This window comes from Chitinophaga polysaccharea, assembly GCF_902150045.1.
In the GTDB taxonomy this organism is placed as follows: domain Bacteria; phylum Bacteroidota; class Bacteroidia; order Chitinophagales; family Chitinophagaceae; genus Chitinophaga; species Chitinophaga polysaccharea_A.
The window spans coordinates 225,048-240,695 of record NZ_CABFVU010000002.1 but is presented as its reverse complement, the minus strand read 5'-3'; the positions used below and the strand labels follow the sequence as shown (position 1 = coordinate 240,695).

The window sequence follows — 15,648 nt, the reverse complement described above, 5'->3', positions numbered from 1 at the left end:
TCACCCCATCAGCCCCGTTCAACTTGGCCATCTTTACAATGTTGACGGTAAACAACTCGGGCAACAATACAAACATCATTTAAGTGATTTTTCCAGTTGGGAGCAGAAAGAACATGCTACTGAATGGATGCTTTTTGAACAAAACATTGGTGCCGCTTTAAGTATAGACGAGACAGCCTTTTCCAGTGGAGAACTGTATACAATTGTCACTAATAAGCTGGCCAAAGGGCGCAAAGGCTCAATAGTGGCTATGATCAAGGGCACTCAGTCTGAATTTCTGAAAGAAATACTGTTTAAAATCCCTAAGCGCCTGCGTAGGATGGTACAGGAAGTTACCATCGATATGTCTGGTAGCCTTAATAGCGCTGTTAAAGCCTGTTTCCCTAACGCCCATCGGGTGATAGATCGCTTCCATGTGCAACACCTGGCTTTTGATGCGGTACAGGAAATCAGAATAAAGCATCGCTGGGAAGCCCTGGAACAGGAGAATCTGGAATACGAGCAGGCAAAACGAGCCGCAATGAAGTATGAGCCAGTCAGGCTCGCTAACGGCGATACAGCTAAACAGCTGCTGGCCAGAAGCCGATACTTGCTATTTAAGCATCCCAGACTATGGACCAGAGAGCAGCAGCAGAGAGCGGAACTTTTATTTAGTCATTACCCCCTTATTCATAAATCCTACCAGCTATCCCTGCGACTCGGTGAGGTTTACAGACATTGTAAGTGTAAAGAAGAAGCATTTAAGAAGCTGGCTTTGTGGTATAATGACGTGGAGGAAGCGGGGATTTTATCCTTCAAGACCGTTGCCAGGACTATCAGAACTCATTATCTGGGTATCCTCAACTTCTTCAACAACAGAGCCACCAATGCGGCGGCAGAATCATTCAATGCAAAAGTAAAGTCCTTTAGAAATGCACTACGAGGGGTGCGGGATGTAGAATTCTTTCTCTATAGATTAACTAAACTCTATGCTTAAAATTTATGGACATCCCCCAACTTTTCAACTTGATCCACATTCATCCTGCATTATCTCATAACGTGTTAGCTATCAAAGAAAAAGGGCTCCTCGAAATAGAGGAGCCCTTATCTTCTTCGGGCAAAATCCCGAGCTGTACCACGTACGGGATTCGAACCCGTGATTCCTCCGTGAAAGGGAGGCGTCTTAACCCCTTGACCAACGCGGCGTTTCGTTTGGGATTGCAAAGATAGGAAAATGTTTTACAAACCAAAACTTTTTTTCGAATCTTTATTAAAGGTAAGAAGATTATAAAAAAAACTGCTGGTTGAAACGAGCTATTCCTTCAGGCCGGCGATCAGGTTGATGGTTAATGCCACCACAAATGTATTCAGCAAAAAGGAAAGTAAGCCATGCGCCAATGCTGTACGGCGGATTATCCTGCCGGTAATATCCACATCCGACACCTGGAAAGTCATACCGATCACGAAGGCGAAATAAGCGAAATCAATATAATCGGGTTTCTTTTCCTGTGGAAATTCCAGTCCGCCCGCATGCTTGGTGCTATCGTTCTCGTCATCATCATAATAGAGATGCGTATAATGAAAAGTGAGGATGGTATGTACCATTGCCCATGAGGCCAACATCCCCGAAACAGCTACCGGCAAATACAGGACCTTCGAGAGCCCTGTCAGCTCCTTCGACAGCATCATTAGCAGCACCAGCACCAGGCTTGCCACAGAAGCTATAACCACCGTTAGCGTCACAAAAGTGCGGCTGCCGTCGTCCACCCTTGCCCAGGTGCGGATCTCGTCTGTAGTACGGTTAAAAAATACGATCCAGCCGGTAGTGATGTAGGAAAGAGCGAAAATATCCCACAACATGGCAGATAACACCAGCGGATGTACTTCTATCTTCAGTAATAAAAGTACTATATATACCAAAACGGTAAATCCCAGGCTCACCAATACCCGCTGTACAGGATGCATGCGCACGAACAGGGAAGCAACTTTCTTTTTTCTCATAAAGGGAGACTTATGATTAAAGATAACCCTCATTTTCAAAGCATCCTATAATTTACTAAAGTTAAAAATAGGAACACCTTACCTGGCGGAGGGAGGTGCGCCTTGCATCATCCATCCTTTTAAAATAAAATCCTACAGATATTTCATGCGTACCATTGTTATAATTGCGGTATTTATTCAAGGCATAATCAAACGCATATCCTATCCTTAATTCCGGCAACACAAATACTTCCGCCATTGCTACTACTGCACCTGACCTGGTAAGCCCCGGCTGTAGTGCCGGCTTATTGTACAGGTTTACCGCTGTGCGGTATCCACCACCTACCCAAATCAGTTCCTTCAGCAATACAAACATATTCAAATCCAGGCTGGTAGGTCCTGCCCTGTCATCTTTCAACAGGAAAGACGGCTTCAGGAATACATTATCATTCATCCTTAGCAGTGCACCTCCGGTGAAATAAAAGTGTGGTTTGGGCACCGGGATAAAATGACCCAATGGTTTATTTTTTGCCTGGTACTGCGCCGTCAGATTATCTGCCGAAAAACCAACAAACCAGTTTTCAGTAGTATAATAAGCACCGGCCCTGATATCGAACAACAGCATATGCTGTGCAGCGCCACCCAGGTTAGGCTCGTTGGGATTGGTGAATTCCAGCTCATTGGGGTTGAGGCCCTGTTGCACAATACCAGCTCCAATACCCAGTGCCAGTCTGCCGGTTTCAGCACCCAGTGGTAGGCGGTATGCATAGTTCCCATACGCCGCCAGCTGGCTCTGCGCACCGATCTTATCGTGCGATACCTGTAGTGCCAGCCCTACCCTGTCGTTATTCACATTGCCATCAATTGCCAGCGACATAGTTTCCGGCGCACCGGGAACGCCTACCCACTGGTTCCTGTAAAAGGCATGCGCATTCAGTTCCTGCCGGTATCCCGCATACGCGGGATTTATATAGATTCCATTAAAGATATACTGGCTGAATTGCGCATCCTGTTGGGCCTGCAATGATTGTAGACCGCAAAGAAAACTTACCAGGAAAACAAAATATCTCTTCATACTCATAGTAAATGGTTATGGCTTCAGTAAAGTGATATATCCTTTAAATTCCTGCCAGTGACCGTTTTCATCCTTCACCCGCAGTAAATAAAAATAAGTGCCTGCATTTAATCCTTTCCCGTTCCAGTTTTGTGTATATCCTTTTTGTTCAAATACGTGATTACCCCACCTGTTGAGAATAGTAAGCTCATTTTCCGGGTAAAGCTCCAGACCGCCGATAATGAATACTTCATTTACACCATCGCCATTGGGGGTAATGGCGTTGGGAATGTGCAGCGCCAATACTTTCAGCTGATGCGTACTGGTATTATTCTGCAATACCTTATCATTTTCATTGGCGGTAACGGTGGCGGTATTGGTGATCAGCCCCGGTTCCAGCACTTTCACCTTGATGGATAAAGAAGCGGTGCCCCCCGTTTGCAGGTTATTCATTTTCCACCATACAGTGTGGTCATTTGCTTCATAGGTAGCGGTACCCGTAGTGGGTACCGACAACAGGTCCATGGCCAGGTACCCGGGCAACTTATCCATGATCACGATACCGGTGGCATTTGCCGGACCATTATTTGTTACTGTTAAATAATAGTTGAAAGAAGTGTTCACGCGAATGGTTCCCCTGTCGGCGGTTTTGCTGATCTGCATATCCGCATCCGGGCCCCTGCCGGTTATTTCAGCAATAATAACTGCATCAGACAGTTCCGACATACAGTCGTAACCGTTATATGCTTCCACGGTATACCTGCCCAGTGTTGCGGTGATATGCTCCGCCTGTGTTGCTCCTGTGATGGGCATACCATCGCGGTACCACTGATAGTGCTGCGCATTGGTAGCCGCTGCAGTAAGTTTCACCTGCTGACCGGGCATGATATACCTGACCGGTGGGGACTGCCCTAATGCGGAAGTAGCCCACCAGCCCAGGAATAAGAGGATAACAGTTATTTTTTTACCCATACCATTTACTGGATAGTAATAACCGGTTTACCTGGTTTAGGCGTAACAGTGATCACAGCATTCTGACCACCGGATTGCGCGATAGCGGTATAGTCGCCGCATGCCTTTACCGTGTACACTACCTTCACGCTGTAGTTATACTTCTTTTCCCCACCAGCCGTTGCTACAGCAGGTTCTGTTATCGTGTAATCGGCGCCTGTGCCTACATCTGTTTTGGAGGCAGGCGTGCCTACTTCTTCTTTAGACCACACATATTTCAGCTCAAAATCGCTCACTGTATAATCTTTCAGACCTGCGATCTTGCGGGGCGCTGTAGCGAAGGTCACAGTGCTTTTCAGGTTAATGGCCTTAGCGCCGGTTGGCGCACCATTGGCGGCGCAATAAGTGAGATTGGGGTTATTTGCAGGATCTACATCTGCCTTGATGCTCAGGTCGGGCAATATATAAACTGTAAAGATCACCGGATCCGCGGGGCACTCTGAAACACCGGTGGCGGCAGTTACCTGGTAGGTATGCCATCCCGGTGTAGCGGAAGCTACATTCAGTTTTTCCTTTGTGGCAACTGCTGTTGCCGGTAAAGGGCCAGGGTTACCATTTTCATCGACCTCCTTCCATTCCCAGCTGGTATAAGGTACGGGGGTTCCGGTTGCAGTAGGATCATTTAAACTGGAAGTGAGCGTGAATGCAGATTGATCAGTACAGAACAAGGTTGTACCTGTGGAGGTAGAGGTACCTTTTGACGGATCGTCGTTATCAGACAATTGTGCCGGTGTTTTGATGAGCGTGACAGTTTGTGCATGAACGCCTATGGTGCACAGCAGTAAGAACACCGCCAGCAGGTACTTCATAGCGGGATGGCGTAAAACAGGGATCATTAAAACAGGATGGAAAGGCCGGCGCATTCCGAAAGTAGCAATTTTCATATGTCAAGGGTTTAATTGAATGGTGAGTAATGGTTTTCCAGGGCGTGGTTCAACTATAACGTGAACGGGCACACGATTACTTACAACGCCACTGCACCCGTTCCTTACAGCTTCTACATACCATGTATAATTTCCTGCACTGGTAATTGCAGGCGTATAGGCGTTACCGGTATACAGCAGGGTATTATTGGTATCGTACCAGTTATATACAGCACAGGGGTCCGTATTGGTGATATTGAACTTCAGCTTGCCTGCATCTTTAATACAAATAGGGCTGGCAGTGAGGTTACCATCGATGGTCAGTGAATACACAGGAGCCGGTGTTACTACTTTTACATCATAGATGCGCAGGGAGGAAAGTGCGCCTGTCAATCCGCCCATCTGTATATCTATCCGGTCGAAAGCTGCCGGGATAGCAGCGCTGAGCACATACTTATTTCCCGGTCCGTTTAAAAGGCGGAGATTGAGCAATGTACCTGTATTGGTAATGGGGCTTCCTGCAGGGGTTGTTCCCATGTAGGGTTGTATGGTAAAACCCGTAAGCAAGCTAAGATCCAGCAGGGCGCTGCCTGGATCCTGCAGTACGAGGTATACAGAATCACCAGCCTTTGCCGGTGTATTGAATACCACTGTTTCAAACACCTGGCTCAGTACCTGCACGCCGGTATTGAGTTGCGCGTAAGTAGTGAGCGAAGGATCATTGTCGATGGCATTCCATTTATTCACTACTCCCCCGGTAGCGTTAAGCAGACTGATACCACCTGCGCGAACGCCAGCCAGTACATCTATAGCCTGGTTACAGTTAATATTGCCGGGAGGGTCCTGCATGATCCAGGCATCGTACACACTCATGCTTAGCGTTAATCCGGCTACGCCGGAAAGCCTTATCCATACGCCATCGTAGGCTACCGGCTTACCGGCGGCATCTTTCGGAGTGAGGTTGAGTTCCATATCGCCGGCCCCATTCAGAAGTGATAGCAGGTCGCCTACGGGAAAGGATATACCGGCTGCTTTCTCAACACCTTTATCATATATGAAAGGCTGCACTAAAGCTGAAGATCCCACTCCCAGGAGACCGGTGGGGTAGATAATTTTTATGCTGAGCGGTGTACCGGCGGCTACCAGGGCATCGAAACGGAGGTATTGTGTGGCGAAGGTGAGCCCCAGCAGGGGAACAGGTGCATTGAGTGTAGAAAAAGTGGCGGGTGTGGCGTCTGCGGCCAGCGTTTCATTGTCTATCCATCCCAGCAACGCCGCTGTTCTCTGGCCCGAAGCATACTTTCTTATTTTAGGCGCAGGGCATCCGGTTTGTGCATGTATCTGAAGGGGAACATAAAGAAAGCATACCAGTGCTGCAAACCATATCCGTCCGGGAGATCCAGGTAACAGGGAATTGATAACTGTATACAAGGCATGCAAAGGGATTCGCATAAGGATACTAAGTCACTTAATATATCGGGATTCGGGTACGGTATGGCTAAAGTATTGTAATAATCAGTGTTGTAGCGAGTTCCGGGAGTGAATGAATAAAATGAATAACGAGGAAGGATGATAAAAAATGCACAAAATGAACAACGCGGGATAAATATTTTACATGAAATAAAATACATATTATTACAGAAATATATTCAATGTCATTCAGCAAAACTGGCATTAAAAATAGGATACTGAGAGAGGGATTGTGAGGAGCTTAACTTATTGCGCTGTTGCCTGATGGCGACAAGTTTACGCGTGCAAACAAAGGTATTCAGGCTGTTTCCAGCGGAAGCTCGACAAAGAAAACAGTACCGTTACCAGGAGTGCTTTCGTACCAGATAGCGCCGCCATGCGCTTCTACGATCTGCCTGGAGATGGATAACCCAAGACCAAATGACTGTTCTCCGGCAGTGCCGGCCCTTCTTGATATAGTGAACATATCGAAGATATTATCTTTAATGTCTTCAGGTATACCGATTCCCTCGTCTTTCACCCTGATTTGCACTTTGCCATTCTTCAATTCCAGCAGCACCGAGATGCGGGCGCCATTGGGGCTGAACTTGATGGCATTGGTAATAAGGTTGCTTACCACACGCCAGATCTTCTCCCGGTTTACACGGATGATCACGTGCACTGCCGTCAGGGATATCCGCTGCATTTTTTCTTTTGCTTTAAATTGCAGTAACTCTACACAATATTGCAAAAGCTGGTACATTTCTACAGGCTCTTTGGTAAGCTCTTCTGCACGGGTATGCATAAGCAACAGGTTACTTACAAGATCAAGCGAGTTTTCCCCGGAGGTTTTGAGCAGTTCCAGTAGCACACGGTCGTTGTCGCTGCGTGGCCCGTCGTCCAACATCAGGCTGGCTATAGATGTCATGGCGCCTATGGGATTGCGGAGGTCATGCGCTACTATTTTAAGCATCTGGGTATTGTCTGCCTGGCTTTGTTCGAGTGCGGCCAGTGTATTCTGTAACTGGTGGTTCTGGTCCGAAATAATTTTATTCATCTGGCGGGAGCGCCTGTACTGGTAGTAAATAAAAGCGAGCAGCAGTATGGCTGCAGAGCAGATGCCAACCAGCATCCATATTTGGGTTGATTTGTTCCGGTTGCCAGCTTCCAGCAAATCGTTTTCCTCCCTGATTGCACTATAAACGGTGTAATCACCGATGAATTTTTTCAGGTTACTGTTGTCTGCCTCCAGCGCGGATGCCATCAGTTTTTGCATGTGGATGATCTGGTCCTTATTACCTACTAGCTCTGTGTTTTTTAGAATCTCATTTAGTAATTGCAGGTTAAAGTTTTTATAGCCGTTTTTCTCTGCAATCTGGTATGCAAGCGTATAGTATATCAGTGCGCTGTCTGGTTTGTTTTCCATGCAATTTCCATATAGTATCAGCGTACTGATCTCCAGGTATTCCATTCCTGTATTACGGGAATGCTCAAGGGCCGCCCTGATCAGCGGCAGCGCCTCCTGTCTGCGGTTATTAAGCACCATATACGTAGGAACCATTAGCATGGCCAGTGACTGCATGGGCTTGTCGTTATACTTTTCTGCAATAGCCTGCGCTTTGGCCAGGTAATGCCTGATGGTATCTTCCGGCAGTTCGGGATGGTCCAAGCAATAGTTGAGGTAGAGCAGGGTCTGGATGCTGTCTCCCTCCAGTTGCTGCCCCAGCTCGAAGCCCTGGCGGGCAAAGCTGATGGCTTTTTCACTGTCTGCCATATCTGTATACACGGTCGACATGTTAGAGAGCACCTGGGCAACATTGGCGGAATCACCCAATTCCCGGTAGGCATCCAGGCAATTGTTAAACAGTTCCAGCGCTTCCTTATAAAGCCCTTTAAAGTAAAGCGCAGCGGCAATTACGTTATCGGCATCGGTTTCACCTTTAGCATATCGCAGCCGGACCGAAAGCACTTTTGCTTTCATGCCATAGTAAAAACAACTGTCAACATCTTTCAGATAAAAAAGAATACCAATGCGATTAAGTTTGTCTGCAAACTCAACACTGTCTTTAATAGAAAGCAAATCACCCTGTTCTTTCCTGATCGTTGCGGATTGCGCCAGGGCATTATTTCCCAAAGAACAGAAAAATATGTATAAAATGAGTAGGGATACCACTTTGGAGAGGCTCATAAGGATGATGGTCAAAGTCCACCATTAATTTAAGGCTTTTACAGGAAAAGGGGGGAAGAATGTTACCGGCAACGGGGCAAGAATTTAACACGTACAACTTCGCTATTCACCATATATGGGATCAAGTTGAAAAGTTGGGGGATAGGATAAAAAATAGTTTTTTTGCGCCCAATTAAGATTAATAGCCATGGATAAGAATTTTAGCCTTCTGATCGAGGCTCTGCTACCAGAAGGGATTTTATATTATTTCGAGATAGCTGATGCTTGTCAAAGTGAGACTGAAATAAGTATTTATTTAGAAGAAAAGAATATTGTTCCAGCTGAGCATCAGCATAAAAAACTTCACGCCAAAGACTTTCTTCCTCCCGTTGCTGTTCAGGATTTTCCTATCCGCAGAAAGAAGGTTACTTTATATGTAAAGCGGCGTCGGTGGGAGGTTGTAGCCACCGGAGAAACAGTAACAAGAGATTGGGAAATAGTGAAAAAAGGAACGCGAATGACATTGGAATTCGGTTATTTTTTAAAAGGACTACTTAGATAATCACCCCATCAGCCCCGTTCAACTTGGCCATCTTTACAATGTTGACGGTAAACAACTCGGGCAACAATACAAACATCATTTAAGTGATTTTTCCAGTTGGGAGCAGAAAGAACATGCTACTGAATGGATGCTTTTTGAACAAAACATTGGTGCCGCTTTAAGTATAGACGAGACAGCCTTTTCCAGTGGAGAACTGTATACAATTGTCACTAATAAGCTGGCCAAAGGGCGCAAAGGCTCAATAGTGGCTATGATCAAGGGCACTCAGTCTGAATTTCTGAAAGAAATACTGTTTAAAATCCCTAAGCGCCTGCGTAGGATGGTACAGGAAGTTACCATCGATATGTCTGGTAGCCTTAATAGCGCTGTTAAAGCCTGTTTCCCTAACGCCCATCGGGTGATAGATCGCTTCCATGTGCAACACCTGGCTTTTGATGCGGTACAGGAAATCAGAATAAAGCATCGCTGGGAAGCCCTGGAACAGGAGAATCTGGAATACGAGCAGGCAAAACGAGCCGCAATGAAGTATGAGCCAGTCAGGCTCGCTAACGGCGATACAGCTAAACAGCTGCTGGCCAGAAGCCGATACTTGCTATTTAAGCATCCCAGACTATGGACCAGAGAGCAGCAGCAGAGAGCGGAACTTTTATTTAGTCATTACCCCCTTATTCATAAATCCTACCAGCTATCCCTGCGACTCGGTGAGGTTTACAGACATTGTAAGTGTAAAGAAGAAGCATTTAAGAAGCTGGCTTTGTGGTATAATGACGTGGAGGAAGCGGGGATTTTATCCTTCAAGACCGTTGCCAGGACTATCAGAACTCATTATCTGGGTATCCTCAACTTCTTCAACAACAGAGCCACCAATGCGGCGGCAGAATCATTCAATGCAAAAGTAAAGTCCTTTAGAAATGCACTACGAGGGGTGCGGGATGTAGAATTCTTTCTCTATAGATTAACTAAACTCTATGCTTAAAATTTATGGACATCCCCCAACTTTTCAACTTGATCCCATATATGGTAATCATTCAATGGCAGATAACGTATAAACTAAAAAGCTGCTAACACAGATAATGTTAGCAGCTTTTTCTTGTACCACGTACGGGAATCGAACCCGTGACTCCTCCGTGAAAGGGAGGCGTCTTAACCCCTTGACCAACGCGGCGTATCATTTTGGGATTGCAAAAGTATGATCTTATTTGATATTTCCAAAAAATATTTTCATAACCTAAAATTATATTGATTAATAAGGGTATTGATTGTAAATTCGCTCTCGATTTTTTCATACTCAAATCACGATGTAAAATGGGAACTACTCTCAAAATTGGTATTAATGGTTTCGGTCGTATCGGCCGTTTGGTATACCGCCAGATTTACAAAATGCCCGGCATTGATGTGGTAGCTATCAATGACCTCACCAGCCCCAATGTGCTGGCGCATTTGCTGAAATATGATTCAGCACAGGGTAGATTCGATGCAGACGTTAAGCATTCCGAAAACGCAATCAATGTGAACGGTGAAGATGTGAAAATATATGCACAGAGAGATCCGTCTCAAATTCCCTGGAAAGAGCACGACATCGATGTTGTGATCGAATGTACAGGTTTCTTTGCTGACAGGGATAAAGCTGCGGCTCACCTGACTGCGGGCGCTAAACGTGTTGTTATTTCCGCTCCGGCTACCGGTGATCTGAAAACGATCGTTTTCAACGTTAACCACGAAATCCTGGATGGCAGCGAAACTGTTATCTCCTGCGCTTCCTGCACCACCAACTGCCTGGCTCCGATGGCTAAGGTTCTGCAAGACAAATTCGGTATTGCTACCGGTTTAATGACCACTGTTCATGCTTACACCAACGACCAGAATACCCTGGATGCTCCGCATCCAAAAGGTGACCTGCGCCGCGCTCGTGCTGCTGCTGCCAACATCGTACCTAACAGTACCGGTGCTGCAAAAGCTATCGGCCTGGTACTGCCTGAGCTGAAAGGCAAACTGGATGGTAGCGCACAACGTGTTCCTACAATTACCGGTTCCTTAACTGAGCTGACTACCATTCTCAATAAAAAAGTAACTGCCGACGAGGTAAACGCTGCCATGAAAGCTGCTTCCAACGAATCTTTCGGTTATACCGAAGATGAAATTGTAAGCTCTGACATCATCGGTATCCATTTCGGTTCCCTGTTTGATGCTACTCAAACCAGGGTTCTTACTGTGGGCGAGCACCAGATGGTTAAAACCGTTTCCTGGTACGATAACGAAATGAGCTATGTATCACAGCTGGTTCGTACTGTGAAGTACTTTGCCGGTTTGATCAGCAAATAATTATATACAGTACTCCCGATGCAGGCCGGGAGTATTTAAATTCCGCGGAACTACACCATAGCAGCGATTGGCCAGATTATCCGGCTATATACCGCTTTGTGCTGTTGGACCGCGGTTTTTTATTTTACCACTCCCCGTTATCTTAAATCGATACATTATGAGTAAATTTTCCGACTATAACTTTAATGGCCGCAAAGCCTTGATCCGCGTGGACTTCAACGTTCCTCTGAACAACAAGTTCGAAATCACCGATGATAACCGCATGCGTGCAGCCGTGCCCACTATCCAGAAAATCCTGAAAGATGGCGGTGCTGTTATCCTGATGTCGCACCTGGGGCGCCCGAAAGATGGCCCTACTGATAAATATTCCTTAAAGCACCTGGTATACCACCTTATTTCCTTACTGAACGGCGCTACCGTGAAGTTTGCGGAAGACTGTGTTGGCCCTGTGGCTGAAAAAGCTGCGGCAGATCTGCAGATGGGAGAAGTACTGTTGCTGGAAAACCTTCGTTTTCACAAAGCAGAGGAAAAAGGCGATGCCTCCTTTGCTGAACAGCTGTCCAAACTGGGAGATGTTTATGTGAATGACGCCTTTGGTACTGCCCACCGCGCCCACGCTTCTACTGCCGTAATTGCACAATACTTTGCTCCTGAAAACCGTATGTTCGGTTTGCTGATGGAAGCCGAGGTAAACAGCGCACAGAAGGTGCTGAACGATGCAGCCTCTCCGTTTACCGCTATACTGGGCGGCGCCAAAGTGAGCGACAAGATCCTCATCATCGAAACCCTGATGGACCGTGCCAATAACCTGATCATTGGCGGCGGTATGGCTTACACCTTCCTGAAAGCCCAGGGCAAGGAAATTGGCAGCTCCCTCTGCGAAAATGATAAGCTGGACCTGGCCAATGAGCTGGTGGCCAAAGCTAAAGAAAAAGGCGTGCAGCTGTTGTTGCCTGTAGACTCTGTGGCTGCAGATAAATTTGCCGCTGATGCAAATACCCAGGTGGTTTCCAACGACAATATCCCTGCAGGATGGATGGGCCTCGACATAGGACCTAAGTCGGTAGCGCTTTTCGGCGAAACCATTGCCGCATCCAAAACCATTTTATGGAACGGACCTATGGGCGTATTCGAAATGGCTGCGTTCCAGGCTGGTACCAAAGGCGTAGCTGAAGCGATTGTAACAGCCACTGCCAAAGGTGCATTCTCCCTGGTGGGCGGCGGCGACTCCGTAGCTGCTGTAAACCAGTTCGGCATTGCAGATAAAGTAAGTTATGTTTCAACCGGTGGTGGCGCATTACTGGAGTTCTTTGAAGGAAAAGAACTGCCTGGAATTGCAGCTATCGGCTAAGCAACCAGTTGATATTTATTAAAAAGCTATTACAGCGACCACCGCATGCAGGATTTAATCTGCCACAGCGGGCCATCCCTGTAATAGCTTTTTGCTTTTTTATATCTTGCAGTTAACCATTAATATTTCCTGTCATGAATAAGCGCTTTTTATGGTACCCGGCGATCATTGGCATTTTCGGGGTCCTGATCTGGGTGATACTGCAGAAGGGACAATCTTTGCCGATGACCATGCATGCTGTTGCTACACCCGCACCGGTAACGGCGGGCACTGTGGCTGACAGCTGGTGGCGTTATCTCGACAACCTGAAACACCCGCTGGGATTGCTGCTGCTGCAAATCATCCTGATCATGCTGGCGGCGCGTGCATTCGGGATCCTGGCCAATAAGCTGAGACAGCCTGCTGTAGTGGGCGAGATCATTGCCGGCGTATTACTGGGCCCTTCCCTGCTGGGTTGGGTAGCCCCTTCCTTTTCTGGCTTTTTGTTCCCGGTGGAATCGTTGAAAAGCCTGCAGTTCCTCAGCCAGATAGGGCTTGCCTTCTTTATGTTTATTGTAGGGATGGAGCTGGATCTGAGTAAAATCAGGAATAAAGCCCACGATGCGGTAATGATCAGTCATGCAAGTATTATCATTCCTTTTTTTCTTGGTGTTTGGCTGGCCTATTTCCTTTTCACCCGCTTTGCGCCCGCCAATGTGAGTTTTTTATCTTTCGCATTGTTTATGGGTATTGCGATGAGTATTACCGCTTTCCCGGTACTGGCGCGTATTGTACAGGAACGGAAACTTACCCATACTCCCCTCGGCATTATAGCCATCACCTGCGCCGCAGCAGATGATATTACAGCGTGGTGTATCCTGGCGGTAGTAGTAGCTATTGTAAATGCCGGCGGGCTTATCAGTGCATTGGTCACCATTTTGCTGGCGATTGTATTTGTAGCAGTGATGCTGTTGCTGGTCAGGCCCTGGTTGAACCGGGTTATACAGTTACAGATGGCGAAAGGCAACCCGAAGGCGGCTGTATCGCTGGTATTTTTCATGCTGCTGATATCTGCCTGGGCAGCGGAGGTAATTGGTATTCATGCTTTGTTTGGCGCATTCCTGGCGGGAGTGATCATGCCACATGGTACTCCTATCAGGCAATTGCTGACAGATAAGCTGGAAGATGTGAGCGTGCTGCTGTTACTCCCTATTTTCTTTGTATTTACCGGTTTAAGAACACATATCGGGTTGTTGAACCAGGGGGATTTGTGGGTAGTAGCCGGAATGATCATGCTGGTAGCGGTTACAGGGAAATTTGGCGGCAGTACTATTACAGCGCGGTTAATAGGCCAGAGCTGGCGCCAGTCTGTTTCCATCGGGGCATTGATGAATACCCGCGGGCTCATGGAGCTGGTAGTATTGAATATAGGATTCGATCTTGGCATTTTATCCCCTGAAATATTCGCTATGCTGGTATTGATGGCATTGGCCACCACCTTTATGACTGGGCCGTTGCTTGACCTGGTGGCTTTCAGTGAAAGACGCAGGGGCTTGCTGACCACCTAGTATAATCTAATTAAAAAAGAGAGACCGCTGATGATCAGCGGTCTCTCTTTTTATTTCGTATACCCTTCCGGGTGGTTATTTTTTGGTGGTAGTTCTTTTCTTAGCAGTGGTCTTCTTCTTAGCAGTATAATGATGCTTTTTAGAAGTGTAGTGCTTTTTGGTGCTGGTAGTAGTTGCTTTCTTTGCGGCAGCGTTCTTGTCAGCCATTTTCACCGGCGGCGGGAATTTGGATTTATCCACACCCACAGCTTTATCGTCCAGTGTCATCTGTACTGATTCTTTCAGCATTTCGTCTTTTTCCGCCATGAACTGCTTCATCTTTTCTTTCGGGATGCGCAGGTCGTAATTATTTTCGGCACTGGCCATTGCTTTGGCAAAGCCTGGGTTAAAGCGGTCCAGTTCTGCCAGGTTCATATCCAGTTTCTTTGCGATAGCTTCCAGGCGGTATTTACCAGTTACGTTAATTTCAACAGTGCTGAAAATTTCATCTTCTGTTAAAGGGCCTCTTGCCACCGGCGCGGAGAGGTTATCTGCTACGGGTACATTTACGGTGATGGAGTTATCGTCGCTTACACCGAAGAAGTTATTGAACCTGTCAAGAATATATCCTGTAGCGATGAATTTGTACACATGATTACGAGATTCGGCAGGCAGGAAATATTGCATGCCCCAGAAATCGGTACGTCCGCTGGCTTTGATAGCGCGTTGTACACCACCTGCGCCGCAATTGTAAGCAGCTACCACCAGTAACCAGTCGTCGAACTGTGCGTACAGCTGGTTCAGGAACTGGGCAGCAGCCAGGGTAGATTTATAGAAATCCTTTCTTTCGTCTATTTTCTTACCTACGCTTAAACCAAAGATACGGGCGGTTCCGGCCATAAACTGCCAGGCACCTACTGCACCCACCCTCGAGCGGGCGTTGGTATTAAAGCTGGATTCGATTACAGCGAGGTATTTCATTTCCTCCGGGATACCATTATCGCGGAACACCTTTTCAATCATATTGAAATAAGGTTGTCCTTTATCGATCATGATTTGCAGATGCTGGCTATACCGGGTGGCATAGTTACTCACGTAACCGGCAACCAGGTTGTTGTTGATCTGTTCATACACTTTCGCGCTGCGAATGGTATTAGGCAGGCTTTGAGCGGCTTTTTTCACTGCCACGGATGTTGGTGATGGCAGTACAGCTGTATCTTTTGGTAAACGTACCTTGTGATTCAGCTTTACTACAGAGGTATCCGGGGAAAATACCGGCGGATACGCCATCTCTTTAGGATTGCTATTGCCTCCCATTGCACTCACACTCACTAAACTTATTGCTGGCAACAGCAGTAGTAAAAAGATTTTTCTCATACAATTT

General features: G+C 46.8%; 13 protein-coding genes and 2 tRNA genes. 6 read left to right on the top strand and 9 right to left on the bottom strand.

Features of this window, described 5'->3' with window-relative positions; all coding sequences use genetic code 11:
* Positions 1-7 precede the first annotated feature (7 nt).
* Positions 8-976 (top strand): ISAon1 family transposase, encoded by a 969-nt coding sequence (locus FN124_RS15530; protein WP_142685727.1) that lies wholly within the window; start codon positions 8-10, stop codon positions 974-976.
* Positions 977-1,112: 136 nt separating this feature from the next.
* Here the strand turns inward: FN124_RS15530 and FN124_RS15525 are convergent.
* The 7 genes from FN124_RS15525 to FN124_RS15495 form a co-directional block, all read right to left on the bottom strand.
* Positions 1,113-1,184: transfer RNA gene (locus FN124_RS15525), tRNA-Glu, on the bottom strand.
* Between the two features lie 109 nt (positions 1,185-1,293).
* Positions 1,294-1,980, bottom strand: a complete 687-nt coding sequence (locus tag FN124_RS15520; protein WP_185937228.1) for a DUF1345 domain-containing protein — start codon at positions 1,978-1,980, stop codon at positions 1,294-1,296.
* A 61-nt stretch (positions 1,981-2,041) separates the two neighbouring features.
* Complete coding sequence (locus FN124_RS15515) at positions 2,042-3,040, bottom strand: PorP/SprF family type IX secretion system membrane protein (RefSeq protein ID WP_260607467.1); 999 nt, start codon at positions 3,038-3,040, stop codon at positions 2,042-2,044.
* A gap of 9 nt (positions 3,041-3,049) precedes the next feature.
* Positions 3,050-3,985, bottom strand: coding sequence for a T9SS type B sorting domain-containing protein (locus tag FN124_RS15510; RefSeq protein ID WP_142685732.1), 936 nt, complete (start codon positions 3,983-3,985; stop codon positions 3,050-3,052).
* A 5-nt stretch (positions 3,986-3,990) separates the two neighbouring features.
* On the bottom strand, positions 3,991-4,908 hold the full coding sequence (locus FN124_RS15505; RefSeq protein WP_142685731.1) for a hypothetical protein: 918 nt from the start codon (positions 4,906-4,908) through the stop codon (positions 3,991-3,993).
* 3 nt (positions 4,909-4,911) lie between these two features.
* A complete protein-coding gene (locus FN124_RS15500; RefSeq protein ID WP_142685730.1) occupies positions 4,912-6,339 on the bottom strand; it encodes an immunoglobulin domain-containing protein in 1,428 nt (475 codons plus the stop codon).
* Positions 6,340-6,655: 316 nt separating this feature from the next.
* Positions 6,656-8,539, bottom strand: a complete 1,884-nt coding sequence (locus tag FN124_RS15495; protein ID WP_142685729.1) for an ATP-binding protein — start codon at positions 8,537-8,539, stop codon at positions 6,656-6,658.
* 172 nt (positions 8,540-8,711) lie between these two features.
* On the opposite strand from FN124_RS15495, the gene FN124_RS15490 reads away from it, so the two are divergent.
* Positions 8,712-9,065: an ISAon1 family transposase N-terminal region protein gene (locus FN124_RS15490; RefSeq protein WP_142685728.1), complete on the top strand. Its 354-nt coding sequence runs from the start codon at positions 8,712-8,714 to the stop codon at positions 9,063-9,065.
* Between the two features lie 7 nt (positions 9,066-9,072).
* Positions 9,073-10,041, top strand: coding sequence for an ISAon1 family transposase (locus FN124_RS15485; RefSeq protein ID WP_142685727.1), 969 nt, complete (start codon positions 9,073-9,075; stop codon positions 10,039-10,041).
* A 117-nt stretch (positions 10,042-10,158) separates the two neighbouring features.
* On the opposite strand, the gene FN124_RS15480 is transcribed toward FN124_RS15485, so the two are convergent.
* Positions 10,159-10,230 (bottom strand) — tRNA-Glu (locus tag FN124_RS15480).
* A 140-nt stretch (positions 10,231-10,370) separates the two neighbouring features.
* Here FN124_RS15480 and gap point away from each other — a divergent pair.
* The 3 genes from gap to FN124_RS15465 all read left to right on the top strand — a co-directional run bounded on the left by gap (position 10,371) and on the right by FN124_RS15465 (position 14,285).
* Positions 10,371-11,387 carry a type I glyceraldehyde-3-phosphate dehydrogenase gene (gene gap / locus FN124_RS15475; protein ID WP_142685726.1) on the top strand — a complete coding sequence of 339 codons (1,017 nt, stop codon included), beginning with the start codon at positions 10,371-10,373 and terminating at the stop codon, positions 11,385-11,387.
* 157 nt (positions 11,388-11,544) lie between these two features.
* A complete protein-coding gene (locus FN124_RS15470; RefSeq protein ID WP_142685725.1) occupies positions 11,545-12,738 on the top strand; it encodes a phosphoglycerate kinase in 1,194 nt (397 codons plus the stop codon).
* A 134-nt stretch (positions 12,739-12,872) separates the two neighbouring features.
* Complete coding sequence (locus FN124_RS15465; RefSeq protein WP_142685724.1) at positions 12,873-14,285, top strand: cation:proton antiporter domain-containing protein; 1,413 nt, start codon at positions 12,873-12,875, stop codon at positions 14,283-14,285.
* 75 nt (positions 14,286-14,360) lie between these two features.
* Here FN124_RS15465 and FN124_RS15460 read toward each other — a convergent pair whose 3' ends face one another.
* Positions 14,361-15,641 (bottom strand): lytic transglycosylase domain-containing protein, encoded by a 1,281-nt coding sequence (locus FN124_RS15460; protein WP_142685723.1) that lies wholly within the window; start codon positions 15,639-15,641, stop codon positions 14,361-14,363.
* Between the last annotated feature and the right edge of the window lie 7 nt (positions 15,642-15,648).

Excerpts from the sequence above, each read along its gene's own strand:
- gap (WP_142685726.1), top strand. The coding sequence starts at position 10,371 with ATGGGAACTACTCTCAAAATTGGTATTAATGGTTTCGGTCGTATCGGC.
- FN124_RS15470 (WP_142685725.1), top strand. The coding sequence starts at position 11,545 with ATGAGTAAATTTTCCGACTATAACTTTAATGGCCGCAAAGCCTTGATC.
- FN124_RS15515 (WP_260607467.1), bottom strand. The coding sequence starts at position 3,040 with ATGAGTATGAAGAGATATTTTGTTTTCCTGGTAAGTTTTCTTTGCGGT.
- FN124_RS15505 (WP_142685731.1), bottom strand. The coding sequence starts at position 4,908 with ATGAAAATTGCTACTTTCGGAATGCGCCGGCCTTTCCATCCTGTTTTA.
- FN124_RS15520 (WP_185937228.1), bottom strand. The coding sequence starts at position 1,980 with ATGAGAAAAAAGAAAGTTGCTTCCCTGTTCGTGCGCATGCATCCTGTA.
- FN124_RS15510 (WP_142685732.1), bottom strand. The coding sequence starts at position 3,985 with ATGGGTAAAAAAATAACTGTTATCCTCTTATTCCTGGGCTGGTGGGCT.
- FN124_RS15490 (WP_142685728.1), top strand. The coding sequence starts at position 8,712 with ATGGATAAGAATTTTAGCCTTCTGATCGAGGCTCTGCTACCAGAAGGG.
- FN124_RS15500 (WP_142685730.1), bottom strand. The coding sequence starts at position 6,339 with ATGCGAATCCCTTTGCATGCCTTGTATACAGTTATCAATTCCCTGTTA.
- FN124_RS15465 (WP_142685724.1), top strand. The coding sequence starts at position 12,873 with ATGAATAAGCGCTTTTTATGGTACCCGGCGATCATTGGCATTTTCGGG.
- FN124_RS15460 (WP_142685723.1), bottom strand. The coding sequence starts at position 15,641 with ATGAGAAAAATCTTTTTACTACTGCTGTTGCCAGCAATAAGTTTAGTG.